This window comes from Fodinibacter luteus (assembly GCF_039541575.1).
In the GTDB taxonomy this organism is placed as follows: domain Bacteria; phylum Actinomycetota; class Actinomycetes; order Actinomycetales; family Dermatophilaceae; genus Fodinibacter; species Fodinibacter luteus.
Genome location: NZ_BAABGM010000017.1, coordinates 15886 through 34855 on the forward strand (window position 1 = coordinate 15886; position 18970 = coordinate 34855).

Below are 18970 nucleotides of genomic sequence, written 5' to 3' on the forward strand. Positions count from 1 at the left end.
CTTCGCGGCCCGGGCCTCGCCCGCTGATAGGGTCGGCACGATCAGCGAGAGGCTGACCGAGAGACCGCTACCGGGGAGTGGAGAGTTGGATTCCGACGCGGCGTTGCAGATCCGCCTTGCCGGACAGGTGGGGCCGACCGGGCGGCCCCTCCCGGACTTCCCGGAGCCGCAGCCGCTGACCTCCCACGGCCCGGCGCGCATCATCGCGATGTGCAACCAGAAGGGCGGGGTCGGCAAGACGACGACGACGATCAACCTCGGGGCCGCGCTCGCGGAGGTCGGTCGGCGCGTGCTGCTCGTCGACTTCGACCCCCAGGGCGCGCTGTCGGTGGGCCTCGGCATCCCGGCGCACGAGCTCGACGTCACGATCTACAACCTGCTCACCGAGCGCGGTCACGACGTGCGCGAGGTCATCCGGCGCACCAAGGTCGAGGGCCTCGACATCATCCCGGCGAACATCGACCTGTCCGCCGCCGAGGTCCAGCTCGTCGGGGAGGTGGCCCGCGAGCAGATCCTCGCCCGCGTGCTGCGCCCGGTCGTCGACGACTACGACGTCGTGCTCATCGACTGCCAGCCCTCCCTCGGCCTGCTCACCGTCAACGCCCTGACGGCGGCGCACGGCGTCATCATCCCGCTCGAGTGCGAGTTCTTCGCGATGCGCGGGGTGGCGCTGCTCGTCGAGACGATCGAGAAGATCACCGACCGGCTCAACCCGCGACTGCAGGTCGACGGCATCCTCGCGACGATGTACGACGGCCGCACCCTGCACTCGCGCGAGGTCGTCGCGAGCGTCGTCGAGCACTTCGGCGACGACGTCTTCCACACCGTCATCTCGCGCACCGTCAAGTTCCCCGACGCCTCCCTCGCCGCCGAGCCGCTCACGACCTACGACGCGAGCCACAAGGGCGCCGACGCCTACCGGCAGCTCGCCCGCGAGCTCATCGCCCGCGGTGGGGCGGCCTGACCCGATGGCGACGGCCCCCGACGAGGCCGGGGGCGTCACCGACGTCACCCCCGGCGGTGTGCTGACCCGGCGAGCGCCGGCGACCGCCTTCGAGGTCACCCTCGACAACTTCAGCGGGCCCTTCGACCTGCTCCTCGGGCTCATCAGCAAGCACCGCCTCGACATCACCGAGATCGCCCTCGCGAGGGTCACCGACGACTTCATCGCGCACATCCGCGCCGAGCGGGCGACACCCGGCGGCTGGGACCTCTCCCAGGCCAGTGAGTTCCTCCTCGTCGCCGCGACCCTGCTCGACCTCAAGGCCGCCCGCCTCCTGCCGCAGTCCGGGCCGGAGGACGAGGAGGACCTCGCGCTCATCGAGGCCCGCGACATCCTGTTCGCCCGGTTGCTGCAGTACCGGGCCTTCAAGGACATCGCCCACACCTTCGGCGAGCGGATGGCGACGGCCGGGCGCATGCAGCCGCGCACGGCATCCCTCGAACCCCACCTCGCCGCGCTGCTGCCCGAGCTCGTCATGACCGTGACGCCCGAGCAGCTCGCCATGGTCGCGGCGCGGGCGCTGACGCCGAAGCCGGTGCCGACGGTCGGCCTCGGCCACCTCCACGCGCCGGCGGTGAGCGTGCGTGAGCAGGCGGGTCTCATCGGCGCCCGGCTGCGCCGCGAGCGGGTCGCCTCGTTCCGCAGCCTCGTCGCCGACGCCGACTCCACCCTCGTCGTCGTGGCCCGCTTCCTCGCGCTGCTCGAGCTGTTCCGCGAGTCGGCGATCGGCTTCGAGCAGGCCGAGGCCCTCGGCGAGCTCACCGTCCGGTGGACCGGCCCGGAGGAGGGCGAGATCGAGGTCGACGACGAGTTCGACGAGCCGCTCGCCGAGCACGACGAGCCCACGACCGCAGCCCAGGAGAGCACCGATGAGTGAGTCGCACGAGCACCCCGGGGCGGTCGACGTCCCCGAGGCACCCCCGACCCCCGCTGGCTCCGAGGCGGCCGAGGCGGCGGACGCGGCCGACGCTGCCGAGGCGGCCGACGCCTCGCAGGAGCAGCTCGCCCTCGACGTCGCCGAGTTCCCGGGGGGCATCCACGGTGCCCTCGAGGCCGTCCTCATGGTCGTCGACGAGCCCGTCACGGCGGTGGCCCTCGCGACGGCCCTCGAGCAGCCCGTCGCCGACGTCGAGGCGGCCCTCGCCGAGCTCGAGGAGGGGTACGTCGAGCAGCGCCGCGGCTTCACCCTGCGCCCGGTCGGCGGGGGCTGGCGGATCTACAGCCGCCACGAGTACGCCCCGGTCGTGGAGCGCTTCGTCCTCGACGGCCAGCAGGCCCGCCTGACCCAGGCCTCGCTCGAGACGCTCGCGGTCATCGCCTACCGCCAGCCGGTCTCGCGCTCGCGCGTGGCGGCCGTGCGCGGCGTCAACGTCGACGGCGTCATCCGCACGCTGCTCAGCCGGGGGCTCATCGAGGAACGCGGCCACGACGAGGAGTCCACCGCCATCCTGTACGGCACGACGTCGTACTTCCTCGAGCGGCTCGGCCTGCAGAGCCTGGACGACCTACCGGCCCTGGCGCCCTACCTGCCCGAGGTCGACGTGCTCGACGAGATCGCCGAAGGAGGCCACGCATGACGCCGCCGAGGAGACGTGGACCCGCGCCGCAGGGCAAGGGCGGTGGCCGGGGTCCCGGCACGCCGAGCGGCCGCACTGGTGCCGGAAAGGCTTCCGCAAAGGCTTCCGGGAAGGCTTCGGGAAAGGCCCCCGGAAAGAGCCCCGGAAAGACCCCCGGAAAGACCCCCGGGAGGGCGCCCGGTCAGGCCACCGGACGGGGCGCGAAGCCGCGCGGTGTCGGCACGACCCGGCCGAGCCAGCCGACGGCGGCCCCGCAGTGGCCGGACCGACCGGCGGTCGACGTCCACGACCCGGACGGCGTGCGGCTGCAGAAGCTGCTCGCAGCCGCCGGCGTCGGGTCGCGCCGGGTCTGCGAGGACCTCATCACCGCGGGCCGGGTCGAGGTCGACGGCCACGTCGTCACCGAGCTCGGGGTGCGCATCCGACCGACCCAGGCCGTCCACGTCGACGGGGTGCGCATCCAGCTCGACGAGTCGCGGGTCTACCTCGCGTTCAACAAGCCGCTCGGGGTCGTCACGACGATGAGCGACGAGCTCGGCCGGGTCGACATCGGTGACTTCCTCGCCAACCGCACGGAACGCCTCTTCCACGTCGGACGCCTCGACGCCGACACCGAGGGGTTGCTCCTGCTCACGAACGACGGCGACCTCGCGCACCGGCTCCAGCACCCGCGCTACGGCGTGCTCAAGACCTACCTCGCGCAGATCCCGGGCCCCGTCCCGCGCGACCTGGGCCGCCGGCTGCGCGAGGGCATCGAGCTCGACGACGGGCCGGTGCGGGTCGACTCGTTCCGCGTCGTCGACTCCGCGCCCGGCAAGGCGCTCGTCGAGGTGGTCCTCCACGAGGGCCGCAAGCACATCGTGCGGCGGATGCTCGCCGAGGCCGGCCACCCCGTGCTCAGCCTCGTGCGCACCCAGGTGGGCCCGATCCACCTCGCCGACACCAGGCCGGGCAGGTGGCGCAACCTCACGAGCGCGGAGGTCGGGGCCCTCTACGCCGCGGCGGGGCTGTGACCCGCGTCCACGTCATCGGCACCGGGCTGCTCGGCACGAGCCTCGGGCTCGCGCTGCGCCGGCTCGGCGACGACGTCACCCTCGAGGACATCAGCCCCACGCACGCGGCCCTCGCCCGCGACCTCGGCGCCGGGCGGCTGCCCGACGGCCCGGTCGACCCCGAGCTCGTCGTCGTCGCCACGCCCCCCGACGTCACGGCCCACTGCGTCGCCGGCGCCCTGCGACGATGGCCGTCCGCGGCGGTCACCGACCTCGCGTCGGTCAAGGGTGCGGTGCTCGACGCCCTGCGGGACGCCGGGACCGACCTCACCCGGTACTGCGGCTCGCACCCCATGGCCGGCCGGGAGCGGTCCGGCGCCGTCTCGGGGCGGCACGACCTCTTCGACGGACGGGCGTGGGTCCTCACCCCGACGACCGAGACCGACCCGGCCGTCGTCGCGCTCGTCACCGCAGTCGCCCGCTCCGCCGGGTCGGCGGTCAGCACCCTGGCCCCGGAGCACCACGACGCCGCGGTCGCAGCGGTCTCGCACGTCCCGCAGCTGGCCGCGAGCCTCGTCGCCGCGCGCCTCGAGCGCCTCGACGACGCGGCCGTCGCCCTCGCCGGCCAGGGCCTGCGTGACGTCACCCGCATCGCCGCGAGCGACCCGGGCCTGTGGACCCAGATCCTCGCCGGGAACGCGCCGGCCGTGCGCGACGTGCTCACCGCACTCGTCGACGACCTGGGGCGGGTCGTCGACGCCCTCGACGAGCTGAGCACGTCGAGCGACGCGCCCGGCGCGCGGGGCACCCTCGCCCGGGCCATCGCCGCGGGCAACGCGGGCCACGCGCGCATCCCGGGCAAGCACGGCGCAGCGCCGACGGCGTACACGACGGTGCGCGTCCTCATCCCGGACGAGCCCGGCCAGCTCGGTCGCCTCTTCGCCGACATCGCGGTGATCGGCACGAACATCGAGGAGTTCCACCTCGACCACGGCCTCGGCCAGCCGTTCGGCCTCGCCGAGGTCGACGTCGTGCCGGCCGCGGCGGCGGGGCTCGCCCACGCCCTCGCCGACCGGGGCTGGCGGCTGCACGGCTGAGCCGGCCACTAGGCTGACGCCCCATGACCGCCCCCCTCACGATCGCGATCGACGGTCCCTCCGGCTCCGGCAAGAGCACCGTCTCGAAGGCGGTGGCCCGCCGGCTCGGCATCGGCTACCTCGACACCGGCGCGATGTACCGCGCACTCACGTGGTGGTGCCTCGAGCGTGGGCTCGACCTCACGGATGCCGGGGCCGTCGCGGATGCCGCGCGCCGGCTGCCGCTCGAGATCGGCACCGACCCGGGGGCGCCGACCGTCACCGTCGGCGGCACCGACGTCACCGAGGCGATCCGCACGACGCGGGTCAGCACCGCCGTGTCGGCCGTGGCGACCAACCTCGACGTGCGCGCGGTCCTGCAGCAGCTGCAGCGCGACCTCATGGACCGGATCGCCGCGCAGACCGGGGGAGTGGTGGCCGAGGGGCGTGACATCACGACCGTCGTCGCCCCCGGAGCCCGGGTGCGGGTGCTCCTCACGGCATCCGAGGCGGCCCGGCTGCGCCGCCGCTCGGCGGAGCTGCACGGCAGCGACGACGCCGCCGCGGTCGAGGCCACGCGCGACCAGGTGGTCCGTCGCGACCGCGACGACTCGACCGTCTCGACGTTCACCGAGGCGGCCGACGGCGTCGTGCTCGTCGACACCTCCGACCTCGACCTCGACGAGAGCGTCGAGGCCGTGCTCGACGTCGTCGCGGCCGAGACCTCCGACTGACGACGACCGGCGTGGTCGACGACAACGCGGCCCCCGGGCCGGCTCGGGCCCGGCTCGGGCACCTCGTGGGCCGGTCCCTCTTCCTCCTGCTGTACGCGGCCCGGTCCGCCGGCCGCTCGAACGTCCCGGCGCGTGGCCCGGTGCTGCTCGCGGCCAACCACACCGGCTACCTCGACGGCGCCCTCGTGCTGTCGATGGCGCCGCGGCCCAGCCACTTCCTCGTCCTCGCGAAGACGTTCGACGGCGTCGTCGGGCACCTGCTGCGCTGGAGCGGGCAGATCCCCATCGACCAGGGGCGCGGCGACCGCACCGCGCTCGGCCGGGCCCTCGACGTGCTCGGCCGCGGCGGTGTCGTCGGCATCTTCCCCGAAGGGGGCCGGGGGCGGGGCGACCTCGCCGCCGCCGGCAAGGGCGTCGCCTGGCTCGCGCTCCAGTCCGGCGCGCCCGTCGTGCCGACCGCCTGCCTGGGCACCCGCCGCACCGGACAGCTCGCCGCGTCCTGGCCGCGGTTGCGGTCCCGGATGGTCGTCGACTTCGGCGCGCCGGTCACCCTCGACCTGCCCGACGGGCTCCCGGGCCGTGACCGGCTGGCCCTGGCGACCGAGCAGATCAGGGTCGCCCTCGTGGAGCACGTCCACGCGGCGGCCGACCGGCACGGCATCCCGCTGCCGACGGACCTGCCCCCCGACCTCCTGGACTGAGCCACCCCCGCGGTGGGGGAGAATGGCCGGATGAGCACCGAGGAGCCCACGACCCAGACCCAGGACCCCGCAATCGTCGAACGAGCGCTGCGGGTGGGGCTGGAGGACTTCGAGCTCAGCGCCGACGACCGGGCCCTCCTCGACCGCGGCGACGACGCCCTCGACACCGAGGTGGCCGCCGGCCCGCTGCCGGTCGTCGCCGTCATCGGCCGCCCGAACGTCGGGAAGTCCACGCTCGTCAACCGGATCATCGGCCGCCGCGAGGCCGTCGTCGAGGACGTCCCCGGCGTCACCCGCGACCGGGTCGCCTACGAGGCCGACTGGGTCGGGCGCCGGTTCACGCTCGTCGACACCGGCGGGTGGGCGGTCGACGCCAAGGGCATCCACCTGCGCGTCGCCGAGCAGGCCGAGATCGCGGTCGAGCTGGCCGATGCCGTGCTCTTCGTCGTCGACGCGACGGTCGGGGCCACCGACGACGACGAGGCCGTCGTCAGGCTGCTCCGCCGGGCCGGCAAGCCCGTCGTGCTCATCGCGAACAAGGTCGACGACCAGCGCACCGAGGCCGACGCCGCGGCCCTGTGGAGCCTCGGACTGGGCCAGCCGTGGCCGGTCTCGGCGCTGCACGGCCGGGGCAGCGGTGACGCCCTCGACGCCCTCCTCGAGGTGCTCCCCGAGGTCTCGGCCATGGGCGGCGCCTATGAGCGCGGCGGCCCGCGCCGGGTCGCCCTCGTCGGCCGTCCGAACGTCGGGAAGTCCTCGCTGCTCAACAAGCTCGTCGGCCACGAGCGCGTCGTCGTCGACGACGTCGCGGGCACGACGCGCGACCCCGTCGACGAGCTCGTCGAGATCGGGGGGCGAGCCTGGCGCTTCGTCGACACCGCCGGTATCCGGCGCCGGGTCCACCAGACCCGGGGTTCGGACTTCTACGCCTCGCTGCGCACCCAGACGGCCCTGGAGAAGGCGGAGGTCGCCGTCGTGCTCGTCGACGCCTCCGAGGTCATCTCCGAGCAGGACGTCCGGGTCATCCAGCAGGTCATCGACGCCGGGCGGGCCCTCGTCATCGCGTACAACAAGTGGGACCTCACCGACGAGGAGCGCCGCCACTTCCTCGAGCGCGAGATCGAGCGCGACCTCGTGCAGATCCCGTGGGCGCCCCGGGTCAACGTCTCGGCCCGCACCGGACGGCACACCGACAAGCTCGTCCCCGCGCTCGACACCGCCCTCGCTTCATGGGAGGCCCGGATCCCGACCGGGCGGCTCAACGCGTTCCTCGGCGAGGTCGTCGCGGCCCACCCGCACCCGGTGCGTGGCGGGAAGCAGCCCCGCATCCTGTTCGCCACCCAGGCGGGCACCCGGCCGCCGCGGTTCGTCCTCTTCGCGTCGGGCTTCATCGAGGCGGGCTACCGCCGGTTCGTCGAGCGCCGGCTGCGTGAGGAGTTCGGCTTCGTCGGCACCCCGATCGAGATCTCCGTGCGGGTGCGCGAGAAGCGTGGCCGCCGCTGACGTCGACCTGCCCCGGGTGCCCTGGGGTGCGCCGGGGCGATTGGGACGGCACCCGGCGCATGGGATAGGGTTTCGACGCTCCCGCAGGGGGCAGCCACGGGCTGTGGCGCAGCTTGGTAGCGCACTTGACTGGGGGTCAAGGGGTCGCAGGTTCAAATCCTGTCAGCCCGACTGATGTTTATGCAGGTCAGAGACCTAGGGGGGTCACGAAGCCCGGTTTCGTGCAACAAACGTGCAACAAGGGGATCGTTGGCCGTCGCCGAGGGGGAGGCGGGGACCGCGTCATCGTGGCGGTCCAGCCGAGGGGCAGGGCCACCCGCCTGAACTGGGGAAACGCGCAAGACGGGCCCCCGTCAGCCGCCACCGGACAGCTGTCTGTGTGGCCCCGCTGGTCTCATCACCTGAGACGTGCAGCGGCAGCCGGGACGAGTTCGTGCCGGCGGGGCCTGAGGCGGTCAGTGCCGCCGCCGCAGCCGCGAGTCAACGATTGTGGACCGGGGCTGAAGGGCGGCGGCCACGCGCTCGACCCCCAGCCGCGTCTCGAGCCCCGGAGTGCCGGGCGGTGTTGTGCAGCGCCTCGGTCGCGACGCGAAGGGCGGCGACCTCCACGGCGGCGGGGATGCCGGCGACGATGCCGCGCCCCTCGACGCACACGTCGAGGCCCGCCGTGGCGAAGCCGTGGGCCACGGCGTGCATCGCCTCGCTGAGCCTCAGGTCGTCCAGGGCAGCGGGCCTCAGCCCGTCGACGATGCGCCGTGCCGACACCCCGGCGGTGCACCCCATCAGCTGGTCGCCTGGGGGCACTGAGACGCACCAGATCCGCCGACTAGATCGATCAGCGGCCACGATGGAAGAAATGCTGGATCAACACGCATCACACGCTGACGGTGCGCCCGACGGGTGGCGAGGCCACCTGGATTGTCCAGGCTCCTGGCAGTGGAATGAGCGTCACACCAACAACAGCGCGCAAATTCACACCAAGCGAGACGTTCAGCTCGGTCATGGCCGTGGCTCCGCTGAACTCCACGCATCCGCCGCCATGACAACCGGTCGCCTCCCCGCGGGTGTGGCGCACACGGACGCGCCTACCGCGCGTGCATATCGGTCGATTCGTCAGGACTGCCGACGACCCGGGCTCACCCCGACCCTAGCCCTGCCTGGCGTGCCATGAGGATTGCGGTGGCCCGGTCGCTGGCTCCTATCTTGGCCAGGACGTTTGACACCACGTTGCGCACTGTCTTGTCCGAAAGGTAGAGCCGGGAGGCGATTGCGGCGTTCGACAGGCCCGCCGCGACGAGATCGAGGACCTGCAGCTCGCGGTCGGTGAGGTGCGGGAAGGACTCCGCTCCGCGTCTGGCCGTCTGGGCGGATTCGCGCACCCTGCTGAGGACCTGTTCGGCGACGGTGCCGCCGAACACCGCTCCGCCGGCCGCGACATCGTGCAGGGCACGGGCGACCTCCTGCTTGGTGGCGCCCTTGACGAGGTAACCCCGTGCCCCTGCGCGCAGCGCGGCGAGCACACTGTCGGCACCCTCGTGCATCGAGAGCACGAGCACCTGCGTCGCGGGGCACCTGGCGACGACCTCGCGGGTGGCCTCGACGCCGCCAAGCCCGGGCATCGAGAGGTCCATCAGCACGACGTCCGGGCTGAGCGCCTCGGCCAGGCGTACGGCCTCGTGACCGTCCCCAGCTTCACCGACCACCTCGACACCGGCGAGTGATCCGAGGACCATGGTCAGGCCTTCTCGGTACACCGGGTGGTCGTCGGCGACCACCACGCGCAGAACCTCGCGGTCCGTTGTACTCATGCTCCAACCTCCGCGCCGGTCCGGCCGGGCGGGAGCTCGGCCCCCAGGGTGTCGGGAACGGGCAGCCGGGCGAGCACGAGCGTGCCGCCGGCCGGCCCGGGGGAGACCGTGCAGGTCCCACCGATCTCCTCGGCCCGTTCGCGCATCGAGACCAGGCCGACGCCGGGGGTCGGCGCGGGCGGCAGGCCTCGCCCGTCGTCGGCCACGGTGACCTCGAGGGCGTCGGCCACGCGCTCGACCCCTAGCCGCACCTTTCGGGCCCCGGAGTGCCGGGCGGCGTTGTGCAGCGCCTCGGTCGCGACGCGAAGGGCTGCGACCTCCACGGCGGCGGGGAGGCCGGCGACGTTGCCGCGGACCTCGACGCGCACGTCGAGGCCCGCCGTGGCGAACCCGTCGGCCACGGCGTGCATCGCCTCGCTGAGCCCCAGGTCGTCCAGGGCAGCGGGCCTCAGCCCGTCCACGATGCGCCGTACGGTTGCCACGGCTCCGGTCAGCAGCGACTCCGCCCGGGCCGAGAGGGCGGCGACCTCCTCGTCTGTCGTGCGGCTGCGCACCTCCCCGACCTGGAGCGCCACAGCAGCGAGCACGGGGCCGAGGTCGTCGTGCAGGTCGCGACGTAGCCGGCGCCTCTCCTCCTCGCGTGCGGTGACGATCCGTTCGCGGGAGGTCTGGAGCGCCTCCCTCAGCTGCACGGCGTGGGCGGCGACCGCGACGTGGCGGGCGAGGTCGTCGAGGAGCCTGAGGTCACCGGGGGAGAGCGGGCGGCCGACGCGCCTGGGACCGACCTCGAGGTGCCCGACGACGGTTCCGGAGTACACGAGCGGCACCCGGATGCCGTCGGACGCGGGGGTCCCACTGGCGGATGACGGGCCGTCCTCGACCTCGACCACGACCCAGGGCAGCTGGAGGGCGTGCCGCACGGCATCCGCAGAACCGCGCAGCGCCTCGGGTCCGACCGGCTCGGACGCCGCCTCGAGGCGTTGTCCCAGTCGCACCAGCGCCCGGTAGGGGTCGGCGCGGTCGCCTCGGGCCACGCGGTCGACGAACCGTTGCACTCGTCGATGTACCGGCTCGGCGCCGAGCGCGACGAGCACCGTCGCGACGAGCGGTGCGCCGGTGCGCTCGCCGAGCAGGTCCCCGACCGCGAGGACCACCACGACATACACCGCGACGACCACGGAAGTCAGGACGGCGTACACCAGCGTGCGGTTGATGACGAGGTCGACGTCCCACAGTCGGTAGCGCAGGCTCGCGACGGCGATGCCGAGCGGCAGCGGCAGCACGGCGACCGCGAGCAGGACGTCGGAGCCACCTTCGGGACCGAAGACCTGCCCGAGCGCGAGAAGGGCAAGACTCAGCACGGCGCCCCACACGACCCACTTCCCCTGCTGCCTCTCCTCCCCGACGGAGCGACGAAGGCGTTGCACCAGCGAGATCAGACCCGCGACGGAGCACACCGCGAGCAGCGGCAGGGAAGCGGCGAGCAGCACCGGGCCGATCGCGGTACCCGTCGGTGAGGTGACGGACGGGTCGAGCCCGTCCAGGGGTGGGCGGTCGAGCTGGTCGTAGGGGGTGAGCGCCCACCCGGCGACCGCGAGCGCGCTGACCGCCAGCGCGGCCCACCACACGACCCGCCACACGCCGACCGGGTACGCGCCGTCGGGCAGCCGAAGTGGGAGCAGCGCGGCAAGGACGCAGTACCCCACGACCCACACCCACGTCCCGAGCCACAGCGCCAGCTCGCCCGCCGGGAGCGACCCGGGGTCCACGACGAGCGCGTGCCTGGCCCAGTCCAGGCAGAACGAGGCGAGCGTGAGCGCGAGGCCCACGACCAGCAGCATCCACCCGATGACGAGGCGGGGACGGCGGAACGCGACGAGCCCGCCGGTGACACCGAAGACGGCGCCGGCCAGACCCGGGGCGGCAGGAGGCACGTCGTCGGCGAGCCCGAGCACAATCGACCACGCGGTCAGGGTGAGGGTGAGCGCACCAGCCACGACGGCAAGCGTGGATGTGCGCGTGACGACGTCCGGCTCGACGGACGGGACGGGCGTCATGGGCGTTGCGCGTCCTTCGGGCACCACAGGCATGGGCGCCATCGTGCCCAACGCCCGGGGGCCCTGTCACGGGACAGGCCGTCCCGACCTGCCCGGGACATCGCGCCGGCAACGGGGCAGGTCGTCCCGCGAACGAGGTGACGCGGCGTCTGCTGACGACGGGACGCCTGATCCACGAGCGTGTCCATGACGCACCGGGAGGTCCGGTGCCCACCCCAAGGAGAACTCAGATGTCCCCCAGCACCACCCCCATCAGCACCTCCACTACCACCCGCGGACCGGTCAGCCGCTGGGCCGGCGACGTCGCCGGCCCGTCCCCTGAGGCCACCGGGTCGCAGCCACGCCCCGGCAACGGTGTGCGGGGCCTGGCCGCCGCCATGGTCGCCGGCCCCATCGCGATGACCGCATGGTTCCTCGTCGAACCGGCCGTTCTTCCCCGCGAAGAGCCGACGGTCTTCCTCGCGTCCGTGGCGGCCGCCCCCGGGCGCTACCTGCTCGCCACCGTGTTCCTCGCCCTGGCCGGCGCCCTGGCGATCCCGGCCGCGCTCGGCGTCGGCCGCCTGTTGCGTCCCCGGATGCCGCGCACGGCCGCCCTGCTCGTGGCCACCATGTCGCTCTCCGGCCTGGGGCTCTGGGCGCAGGCCGGCTTCCGATCGTTCGTGGTCTCCATGGTGCTCGACGGGACCGTGCCCGCATCCGCCGTCGAGAGCTACACCGCCTTCCAGGACAACGGTCTCTTCGCGGCCCTGGTCGTGCCCGCGCTCGCGCTCGGGGCGATTTCGACCATGGTGTGGATCGGTGCCCTGCTGCGCACACGGCTGGCCCCGCTGTGGGTACCCGCAGCCCTGCTCATCGGTGCCGTGCTCGCGTCGGGCGAGTTCCCGGACGTCGTGACCATCGGCGGCGCGGCACTCACCGCCGGAGCGAACGTCGCCCTCGCGCGGATCCTGCTCCGAGGCCCTCGGGGATGACCCGGAGGTCCTGAGGGCGCGACCCCGCCGGCGACGCCACCGGCGGGGTCGTGCCTTCGATTGCGATGGAGCTGCTCGGGGGCCCATAGCTGCTGCGGGAGATCCGCTCGACACCCGAGGGACGACCACAACCAGCGAGCGCGATTGCCCGAGCCGCGCGACGATCAGGGGGCGACGAGAGCCTCACGTGTGAAGCGTCGGATCTCTGACGCGTTGTAGGCCGGCGCCGCGTGGTCGTCGGTCCGGGGGCGCCGCGGGCCACAGTTCCAGCGCGGCGACACCACCCCACGGGCGCCGTCCCGGGACATTCTCGGGACATTGCGGCGATGTGCCCGGGACATCGGGCGCAGGAGCGTTGCGGTCATGACAACCACCACAGCCCCTGTCCCATCCATCGAGGTCTCCAGCGGAGCCTCCCGTCCCAGCGCACTCCGTCGTGTCGCAGTCGCAGCCGCCGCGCTGGTCAGTTGCGCCCTTCCCGTCACCTTCACGGTGACGATCTCCGCGATGCTGGTCACCGGTGCCGACGTCGACCATCGATTCCACCAGCTCACCGGGAAGGGCCTGGTTCTCCTGGCCCTCTGGCTCGGCTCGGTCCTGCCCCTGATCCGAGCGGGCTGGCGCGGGCGGCGTCCGTCGACCGCTGTCGGCTACCGCCACCTGGCCTTCATCGGTGCCGGCGTCGTCACCTCGGCGATCGCCGCCGGTGGCGGCGCACGGGTGCTCGTTGCGGTGGTGGCGGTGACCGGTGCACTCCTGTGGGCCGCCATTCCCCTGCGGCCGCGGCTGGGCGGAACCATCTCCGTCGACCCCGTGCTCACGCCGCTCGCGCTGTTCGTTGGTGCGGTCCTGATGCCCTACGCCGCTGACCAGCTCGCGCCCGCGGCTACTTCGTCAAGGGTGGCGGACGGGAGGACCTGCTCCAGGCAGTGCGGACGGTCGCCGCCGGAGGCGCCATGTTCAGCCCGGCGATCGCGGACCGGCTGGGCGCGTGGTTCGGCGGACTGGCGGCTCAGTCCGGACGGGAACTGTTCCCACAGCTGACCGATCGAGAGCGTGAGGTCCTGGACCTCCTCGCCCGTGGCTACGACAACCGGCGCATCGCCAAGGCGCTCTTCCTCTCCGACAAGACCATCCGCAACCACGTGCCGTCGGTGCTCACCAAGCTGGGAGCCGCCGACCGCGCTGACGCGGTGCAGCGGGCACGTCGGGCGGGGCTCGGCGCCGACGACCCGCGCCTGACTCCATGACCTGAGGCCGGCGCGCCATCCGGCTGACGACTTGGGCACTGGTACCCCACGATGTCCGTGAACCGATCCGGCCACTCGAGGGAACAAGTAGGTGTGACACTCGACCAGGGCGCTCCCAGCGACGCGGAGCTCATCGCGCAGATCGCCGATGGCGACCGCGGTGCGTTGCACACGCTGTTCACCCGTCACCAGCCCTGGCTGGCGGCGCGGGTCCGCCGTCGTTGCGCCGACCCGGCCATCGTCGCCGAGGTCGTCAATGACACCTTCCTCGCGGTCTGGCAGCAGCCCACCAGGTACAAGGGCGAGGGCGAGGTCGCCGCGTGGCTGTGGGGTATCGCCATCCGCACGCTCCTGCATCGCCTCCGCCCGCGCAAGTCGGTGTTCGAGCGCCTCGTGCAGTCCCGCCCGCAGCACCACCCCTCGGCGGAGGAGGCCGTGCTCCTGCAGGTCCAGCACAGCGACGTGGGCCAGGCGCTGCAGAAGCTGTCTCCAGAGCTCCTCGCCGTGGTGCAGGCAACCGTCATCGACGGCCTGACCACCCGCGAGGCCGCCGCGCTGCTCGGCATCCCGAGCGGAACCGTGAAGAGCCGCATGAGCCGGGCCCGGCTCGAGCTGAGGGAGGCACTCCTGTGAACACCCACCGCACCGACTGGCACGTCGAGGACGAGGACCTGGCCGCGTACGGCACCGGGTCACTCGCCTCGGTGCCCGCCACCTCCGTCGAGGCGCACCTGATGGGCTGCGAAGGATGCCGCGAGCGTCTCGCCCGCACTGGGCAGCCGCAGGACATCGAGGACGCCTGGCTCACCCTGGCCGACGCCGTCGACCGGCCGTCGACCGGCCCGCTGGGCCGGCTCACCGGGCGGCACCACCTCCTGCGGTCCTCGGTCGCGACCCCCACCATGCTCGCTGCGGCCCTCGCCGGCATCGCGCTCGTGGTGGCTGTACCCCTCGTGGCGGCTGTCGTCGCGGGGGATGCCGCCCTGGTCGCGCTGCTCGTCGGTGCGCCCCTCGCGCCGGTCACCGCTGCGGGGCTGGCCTACCGCGACTGGGCGGACCCCGCCGGCGAGATCAGCCTGGCGACACCGTCGACCGGTCTCCCGCTGGTCGCCAAGCGGGCCCTCCTCGTCTCCGTGGGTGCGCTGTTGGCGGCGGGTGTCAGCCTGTTCGTCGTGAGCACGTGGGTCGCCGCACCCGCCGCCCTGTTCTTCTCCTGGTGCCTGCCGGGCCTGGCCCTGTCGGCGCTGGTGATGCTCGCCGGGACCACCCGGCTGGATCCGCTGCGCGTCGCCCTCGGCCTCGGCCTGACCTGGGCGGCCGCGGTCGTGGCCGGCTCCTGGGCGCCGCGCAGCCTGCGCCCCGAGGCCGTCCTGCACGTTCTGGCGACCCCTGAGCTCCAGACGGCCGCCCTTTCGATCGTCGTCGTCTCCCTTTTCACCACGGTCGCCCGACGCGACCTCGTCTCCTACCGGAGGACCGCATGACCATCCTGACCTCGGTTGCATCTCTCGAGATCGACGAGCTGACCAAGACGTACGGGCGCACCAAGGCGCTGGACGGCGTGTCCTTCTCGGCGGGTCGCGGCGTCATCGGGTTGCTCGGCCCGAACGGCGCCGGCAAGACCACACTGCTGCGGATGGTGGCGACCGTGCTTGCCCCGGACTCGGGCAGCCTGCGGCTGCTGGGCCTGGACCCGGCCGACCCCGCCCAGCGGATCGACATCCGTCGCCGGCTCGGGTACCTGCCGCAGTCCCCCGGCCTCTACGCGGGGTTCACCCCGTTCGACCTCGTCGACTACGTGGCCGTGCTCAAGGAGCACACCGACCGCGACTGGCGTCGCGACGAGACCCGACGGGTGCTCGAGTCCGTCGGACTGGCCGACGTCATGCACCAGAAGATCCGCCGCCTGTCAGGGGGGATGAAGCAGCGCGTCGCCCTGGCCGCGGCGATGGTCGGCAGCCCGGACCTGCTCGTCCTCGACGAACCGGCCAACGGGCTCGACCCCGACCAGCGCCTCCAGCTGCGCTCCCTGCTGAGCCAGTCCTCAACGGTGCTGATGTCGACACACAACATCTCGGAGGTCGGGGCACTCTGCCAGAGCGTCTACGTCATGTTCTCCGGACGCGTCCGCTTCGCCGGCACCCCCGCCGAGCTGGCCGGGCTCGCGGCCGGACGGGTGTGGGAGGACGACTCCCAGGACCCGCGCGCCATCCGCAGCTGGATGACCGCGACCGGGGCCTTCCGGCACCTCGGCGAGCCGCCCGCCGGGGCGCAGGTCGTCGACCCCACCCTCGACGACGGCTACCTCTTCCTCGCCCGCCAGGAACACCGGTGAACCCGGCCTGGCTGGCGCCCACCGCTCGCGCCGTGCCCTGGCAACCCCTCGCCGGCGTGGCCGCCTGCCTGACCGTGGTGTGCGCGTTCGCCCTCACCCAAGGGCACTGGCCCTGGGGCGTCCTCGACGTCGCCGCCGCCGGCCTCGCCGCCGCCGTGGTGGCCGGCCTGCGCGACCCTGCGGCCAACCTCCTCAGTGCCGTGCCGACCTCGGCCGCCCGTCGCCGCGCCCGGCGCCAGGTGCTGCTCGTGCCGGCAGCGGTGGGGCTGTGGCTCGCCTACCTCGCCGTGGGCCACGTCGTGGCACCCGGCATGGGATGGCCCGTCGGCCCCGCCGTCGCACTCACCGCGACCGGCCTGGCCGTCGTCGCCTGGGCGCCGGATCGCATCGCCGTCGAAGCCGGCGTCGCCACCCCGCTGATCTGGGTCGCGCTCGCCAGGACCGGCGTCGTCATCGACGACCAGTACTCGCAGGTGGTGTTCGCATTCCAGCACCACCCGTGGATCGTGACCGCCGCGGCCGCAGCCGCGCTCTTGATGGGAAGGAACCGATGAGCACCACCACCCAGGCCAGCCCCCGGCTGGCCACCACCCCACAGGCACCGATGTGGGCACTGGCCCGCGTCGAGGCCGGCCGGATGCTGCGCTCCCCAGCGCCGTGGATCGGCATCGCCCTGTGGGCGGCATCCAACGCCTTCACCCTGACCAGTGCCCCCGGGTGGGTCAGCTCCCAGTACATGGAGCTGACCACATCCGCCACCTTCCTCGCCCTCGGCGTCTCGATCGCGGTCGCGTACGCCTTCGGCCGAGAGCGCACCAACGTCTCGGAGGAGGCATCCATGCCGGCCGACCAACGGGCCGCGGGCCGGCTCCTCGGCGGTCTGTCGCTCGTGGCCCTCGTGGCGGTCGTCGTCGCCGCCGGAGCCGCGTGGCTGCGACTGCGGGGCGGCCTCCCCCTCGGAGCCGAACCGGGCCGGACCCTGCACGCCCACTTCTCCCTCCCCGAACTCCTCCAGCCAGTGCTCGTCGCGGCCTTCGCGGTCGCCCTGGGAGCCGCCGTCGTCCACCTGGCCCGCCACCCGCTCACGGCATCCATCGTGCTGTTCGTGTTCTGGTTCATCGCCGGCCCGGCCTACTGGACGATCAACGGACCCGTGCTGCGATGGCTCACCCCGGTACAGGTCCAGCCCATCTCCGTGGAGGCCGCCCCGGCGACCACCGACCCGCTGACCCTGCCCGCCACCTGGCTGCTGGAAGGCCCGGGTCCGTTCCAGGACCACTGGGCACGCCTCCTCGTCCTGCCCGAGCTGGCCGCCTGGCACGACCTCTACCTCGTTGCCCTCACCCTGCTCACCGCAGCCGTCGCCCTGCCCGGTCGGTACCGCCGCCCGCTCCTCGTCGTCGGCACCGTCCTCGCCATCGTCGCGATCGCGCTCCAGCGCAGCGTGACCCCGTGAAGCGAGCCACCGCGGTCGCGTTCCTGGCCAGCTGCGCCGTGCTGGCCGGGTGCTCAGCCCCCGCCGACCTCGACGGCGAGACGACCGAGGTCGGCCTGCCCCTCGGGCCAACCCCGACCGCAGCCCCGGGCCAGGACCCCACCCCCCTCGTCGTCGACACCGACCTGGGGGCCGACGACCTGCTCGCCCTGACCTTCCTGCTCCGCCACCCCGACGTCCACGTGCGAGCCATCACCATCACGGCCACCGGGTTCCTCGACTGCGACACAGGCCTCGACGTACTCGGCGGGCTGATCTCAGCCCTGGACGCGTCCCCACCACCAGTCGCGTGCGGGCGCAGCAACCCCGGCCCGGGCGCCCGCAGCTTCCCCGCTGCCTGGGCTGCGGCGGCCGCCACCGGGTCCGGAATCACACCGGATGCCGGCGCCCTCACCGCCAGCCCGGAACCTGCCGCCCAGCTCATCGCCGGACTCGCACAGAGCACGCAGGGTCTCGTTCTCGTGGCACTCGGACCCCTGACCAACGTCGCCGACGTCGCGATGCAGCACCCACAGGACTACGCCAAACTGGCCGCCGTCCATGCGATGGCCGGCTCGGTCAGCGGGCCGATCGTCGACGGCGTCGCCGAGTGGAACGCAGCAGCGGACCCTGCTGCACTGCAGACGGTGCTCGGGGCCCACACCCCGCTGACACTGGTCCCGGAAGACGCCGTGCCGCAGGCGAATCCGGACACGCTCACGATCCCGGCCGCCCGCGCGGTCATCGCCGCGAGCACGCTGCCAGCATGGTGGGACCTCGCCGCCGTCGCCGCACTCGTGGCACCGCAAGCCGGTCGCGCCCAGACCGCACAATGGGTCCTGCACCCAACCGCTGCGGGCCGGCTCGTGCCAGACGGTGACGGACCAGTGCGGGTCGTCCGGTCCTTGGACGGGGCCGTTCTCGAGGCCGAGTACGCGCGGGTTTCCGCCAGTGGATGAGTGCCGCATTGGGCACCATGTCCATGTCCGAGCGACCGACGTCATGACCTGGCCAGCCCTCACTGGAGAACGGAGGCTGAACCCGATGAACCGAACCACGGCAGGTGATGTTGTGTTCGCGCTTTCGACGGCGGCCGCGGCTTGCTGGCTGGCGTCCTACTCGTGGGTTCTCGGCCTCATTGTTCCGGCAGATGTCCTGGCTCTGGTCATCCCGATGGCGCTCTTGCTCACTCTGAACATCTCGCCATGGCTGGTGGCCGAAATCGCGGCGATCCTCCTGGGCCTCGCTGCTGCCGGCGTTGCTGTTCGAGTGGTTGGCGAGAAGCGAGATGGTCGCCGTAAAGCTGCGCTTCTCGCTGGTGTGGGCGGCGCCGCCGTTGCGCTGCTCTCGTTCCTCAGTCTGGCCAGCCCCGCATAGCGACCACGCTGCTCCCAACTGCAACGGTCGCGGCGATGCAGGCCAACGCGGCAGCCTCGCCGGCTTGCCACCGTCAGGAGGGACGGCTGGCGGCGCTGAGACTGTGAGGCCT

General features: G+C 73.2%; 21 protein-coding genes and 1 tRNA gene. 18 read left to right on the forward strand and 4 right to left on the reverse strand.

The features are described from left to right. The first annotated feature begins 85 nt into the window (after positions 1-85). The 9 genes from ABD899_RS14205 to ABD899_RS14245 all read left to right on the forward strand — a co-directional run bounded on the left by ABD899_RS14205 (position 86) and on the right by ABD899_RS14245 (position 7757). Positions 86-964, forward strand: a complete 879-nt coding sequence (locus ABD899_RS14205) for a ParA family protein (protein ID WP_345207142.1) — start codon at positions 86-88, stop codon at positions 962-964. Positions 965-968: 4 nt separating this feature from the next. Beyond that, positions 969-1880 (forward strand): segregation and condensation protein A, encoded by a 912-nt coding sequence (locus ABD899_RS14210; protein ID WP_345207144.1) that lies wholly within the window; start codon positions 969-971, stop codon positions 1878-1880. Beyond that, positions 1873-2580, forward strand: a complete 708-nt coding sequence (scpB, locus tag ABD899_RS14215) for an SMC-Scp complex subunit ScpB (RefSeq protein ID WP_345207146.1) — start codon at positions 1873-1875, stop codon at positions 2578-2580. Before ABD899_RS14210 ends, scpB begins: the two co-directional genes overlap by 8 nt. Continuing rightward, positions 2577-3593 carry a pseudouridine synthase gene (locus tag ABD899_RS14220; RefSeq protein ID WP_345207148.1) on the forward strand — a complete coding sequence of 339 codons (1017 nt, stop codon included), beginning with the start codon at positions 2577-2579 and terminating at the stop codon, positions 3591-3593. Before scpB ends, ABD899_RS14220 begins: the two co-directional genes overlap by 4 nt. Next, positions 3590-4669: a prephenate dehydrogenase gene (locus ABD899_RS14225; protein ID WP_345207150.1), complete on the forward strand. Its 1080-nt coding sequence runs from the start codon at positions 3590-3592 to the stop codon at positions 4667-4669. The genes ABD899_RS14220 and ABD899_RS14225 overlap by 4 nt, the downstream gene beginning before the upstream one ends. A gap of 23 nt (positions 4670-4692) precedes the next feature. Further along, positions 4693-5382, forward strand: coding sequence for a (d)CMP kinase (gene cmk / locus ABD899_RS14230; RefSeq protein WP_345207152.1), 690 nt, complete (start codon positions 4693-4695; stop codon positions 5380-5382). 11 nt (positions 5383-5393) lie between these two features. Next, positions 5394-6083, forward strand: coding sequence for a lysophospholipid acyltransferase family protein (locus ABD899_RS14235; protein ID WP_345207154.1), 690 nt, complete (start codon positions 5394-5396; stop codon positions 6081-6083). A gap of 30 nt (positions 6084-6113) precedes the next feature. Then, the gene (gene der, locus ABD899_RS14240; protein WP_345207157.1) at positions 6114-7586 is read left to right on the forward strand and encodes a ribosome biogenesis GTPase Der; all 1473 of its coding nucleotides are present in this window, start codon (positions 6114-6116) and stop codon (positions 7584-7586) included. Between the two features lie 97 nt (positions 7587-7683). After that, positions 7684-7757: transfer RNA gene (locus tag ABD899_RS14245), tRNA-Pro, on the forward strand. Positions 7758-8066: 309 nt separating this feature from the next. Here the strand turns inward: ABD899_RS14245 and ABD899_RS14250 are convergent. From ABD899_RS14250 to ABD899_RS14265, 4 genes are all read right to left on the reverse strand, one after another. After that, complete coding sequence (locus ABD899_RS14250) at positions 8067-8369, reverse strand: sensor histidine kinase (protein ID WP_345207159.1); 303 nt, start codon at positions 8367-8369, stop codon at positions 8067-8069. A 91-nt stretch (positions 8370-8460) separates the two neighbouring features. Further along, positions 8461-8589, reverse strand: a complete 129-nt coding sequence (locus ABD899_RS14255; protein WP_345207161.1) for a hypothetical protein — start codon at positions 8587-8589, stop codon at positions 8461-8463. Between the two features lie 133 nt (positions 8590-8722). Then, positions 8723-9394 (reverse strand): response regulator transcription factor, encoded by a 672-nt coding sequence (locus tag ABD899_RS14260; RefSeq protein WP_345207163.1) that lies wholly within the window; start codon positions 9392-9394, stop codon positions 8723-8725. Continuing rightward, on the reverse strand, positions 9391-11451 hold the full coding sequence (locus ABD899_RS14265; RefSeq protein ID WP_345207165.1) for a sensor histidine kinase: 2061 nt from the start codon (positions 11449-11451) through the stop codon (positions 9391-9393). Before ABD899_RS14265 ends, ABD899_RS14260 begins: the two co-directional genes overlap by 4 nt. A 230-nt stretch (positions 11452-11681) precedes the next feature. Between ABD899_RS14265 and ABD899_RS14270 the strand changes: the two genes are divergently transcribed. The 9 genes from ABD899_RS14270 to ABD899_RS14310 all read left to right on the forward strand — a co-directional run bounded on the left by ABD899_RS14270 (position 11682) and on the right by ABD899_RS14310 (position 18858). Then, on the forward strand, positions 11682-12422 hold the full coding sequence (locus ABD899_RS14270) for a hypothetical protein (protein ID WP_345207167.1): 741 nt from the start codon (positions 11682-11684) through the stop codon (positions 12420-12422). Positions 12423-13378: 956 nt separating this feature from the next. Then, a complete protein-coding gene (locus ABD899_RS14275) occupies positions 13379-13672 on the forward strand; it encodes a helix-turn-helix domain-containing protein (protein ID WP_345207169.1) in 294 nt (97 codons plus the stop codon). Positions 13673-13765: 93 nt separating this feature from the next. Continuing rightward, positions 13766-14305, forward strand: a complete 540-nt coding sequence (locus ABD899_RS14280) for an RNA polymerase sigma factor (protein WP_345207171.1) — start codon at positions 13766-13768, stop codon at positions 14303-14305. Continuing rightward, the gene (locus tag ABD899_RS14285) at positions 14302-15156 is read left to right on the forward strand and encodes a hypothetical protein (protein ID WP_345207173.1); all 855 of its coding nucleotides are present in this window, start codon (positions 14302-14304) and stop codon (positions 15154-15156) included. Before ABD899_RS14280 ends, ABD899_RS14285 begins: the two co-directional genes overlap by 4 nt. Beyond that, the gene (locus ABD899_RS14290) at positions 15153-16007 is read left to right on the forward strand and encodes an ABC transporter ATP-binding protein (protein WP_345207175.1); all 855 of its coding nucleotides are present in this window, start codon (positions 15153-15155) and stop codon (positions 16005-16007) included. Before ABD899_RS14285 ends, ABD899_RS14290 begins: the two co-directional genes overlap by 4 nt. Continuing rightward, positions 16004-16561: a hypothetical protein gene (locus ABD899_RS14295; RefSeq protein WP_345207177.1), complete on the forward strand. Its 558-nt coding sequence runs from the start codon at positions 16004-16006 to the stop codon at positions 16559-16561. Before ABD899_RS14290 ends, ABD899_RS14295 begins: the two co-directional genes overlap by 4 nt. Beyond that, complete coding sequence (locus ABD899_RS14300) at positions 16558-17463, forward strand: hypothetical protein (RefSeq protein WP_345207179.1); 906 nt, start codon at positions 16558-16560, stop codon at positions 17461-17463. Before ABD899_RS14295 ends, ABD899_RS14300 begins: the two co-directional genes overlap by 4 nt. After that, positions 17460-18440 (forward strand): nucleoside hydrolase, encoded by a 981-nt coding sequence (locus ABD899_RS14305; protein ID WP_345207181.1) that lies wholly within the window; start codon positions 17460-17462, stop codon positions 18438-18440. The genes ABD899_RS14300 and ABD899_RS14305 overlap by 4 nt, the downstream gene beginning before the upstream one ends. Positions 18441-18525: 85 nt before the next feature. Continuing rightward, complete coding sequence (locus ABD899_RS14310) at positions 18526-18858, forward strand: hypothetical protein (protein ID WP_345207183.1); 333 nt, start codon at positions 18526-18528, stop codon at positions 18856-18858. Positions 18859-18970 lie beyond the last annotated feature (112 nt).

Bases quoted from the DNA above. Each gene is read 5' to 3' on its own strand.
- ABD899_RS14210 (WP_345207144.1), top strand. From the start codon at position 969: ATGGCGACGGCCCCCGACGAGGCCGGGGGCGTCACCGACGTCACCCCC.
- der (WP_345207157.1), top strand. From the start codon at position 6,114: ATGAGCACCGAGGAGCCCACGACCCAGACCCAGGACCCCGCAATCGTC.
- ABD899_RS14260 (WP_345207163.1), bottom strand. From the start codon at position 9,394: ATGAGTACAACGGACCGCGAGGTTCTGCGCGTGGTGGTCGCCGACGAC.
- ABD899_RS14300 (WP_345207179.1), top strand. From the start codon at position 16,558: ATGAGCACCACCACCCAGGCCAGCCCCCGGCTGGCCACCACCCCACAG.
- ABD899_RS14255 (WP_345207161.1), bottom strand. From the start codon at position 8,589: ATGACCGAGCTGAACGTCTCGCTTGGTGTGAATTTGCGCGCTGTTGTT.
- ABD899_RS14310 (WP_345207183.1), top strand. From the start codon at position 18,526: ATGAACCGAACCACGGCAGGTGATGTTGTGTTCGCGCTTTCGACGGCG.
- ABD899_RS14250 (WP_345207159.1), bottom strand. From the start codon at position 8,369: ATGGGGTGCACCGCCGGGGTGTCGGCACGGCGCATCGTCGACGGGCTG.
- ABD899_RS14265 (WP_345207165.1), bottom strand. From the start codon at position 11,451: ATGACGCCCGTCCCGTCCGTCGAGCCGGACGTCGTCACGCGCACATCC.
- ABD899_RS14290 (WP_345207175.1), top strand. From the start codon at position 15,153: ATGACCATCCTGACCTCGGTTGCATCTCTCGAGATCGACGAGCTGACC.
- ABD899_RS14220 (WP_345207148.1), top strand. From the start codon at position 2,577: ATGACGCCGCCGAGGAGACGTGGACCCGCGCCGCAGGGCAAGGGCGGT.
- cmk (WP_345207152.1), top strand. From the start codon at position 4,693: ATGACCGCCCCCCTCACGATCGCGATCGACGGTCCCTCCGGCTCCGGC.
- ABD899_RS14270 (WP_345207167.1), top strand. From the start codon at position 11,682: ATGTCCCCCAGCACCACCCCCATCAGCACCTCCACTACCACCCGCGGA.
- ABD899_RS14275 (WP_345207169.1), top strand. From the start codon at position 13,379: ATGTTCAGCCCGGCGATCGCGGACCGGCTGGGCGCGTGGTTCGGCGGA.
- scpB (WP_345207146.1), top strand. From the start codon at position 1,873: ATGAGTGAGTCGCACGAGCACCCCGGGGCGGTCGACGTCCCCGAGGCA.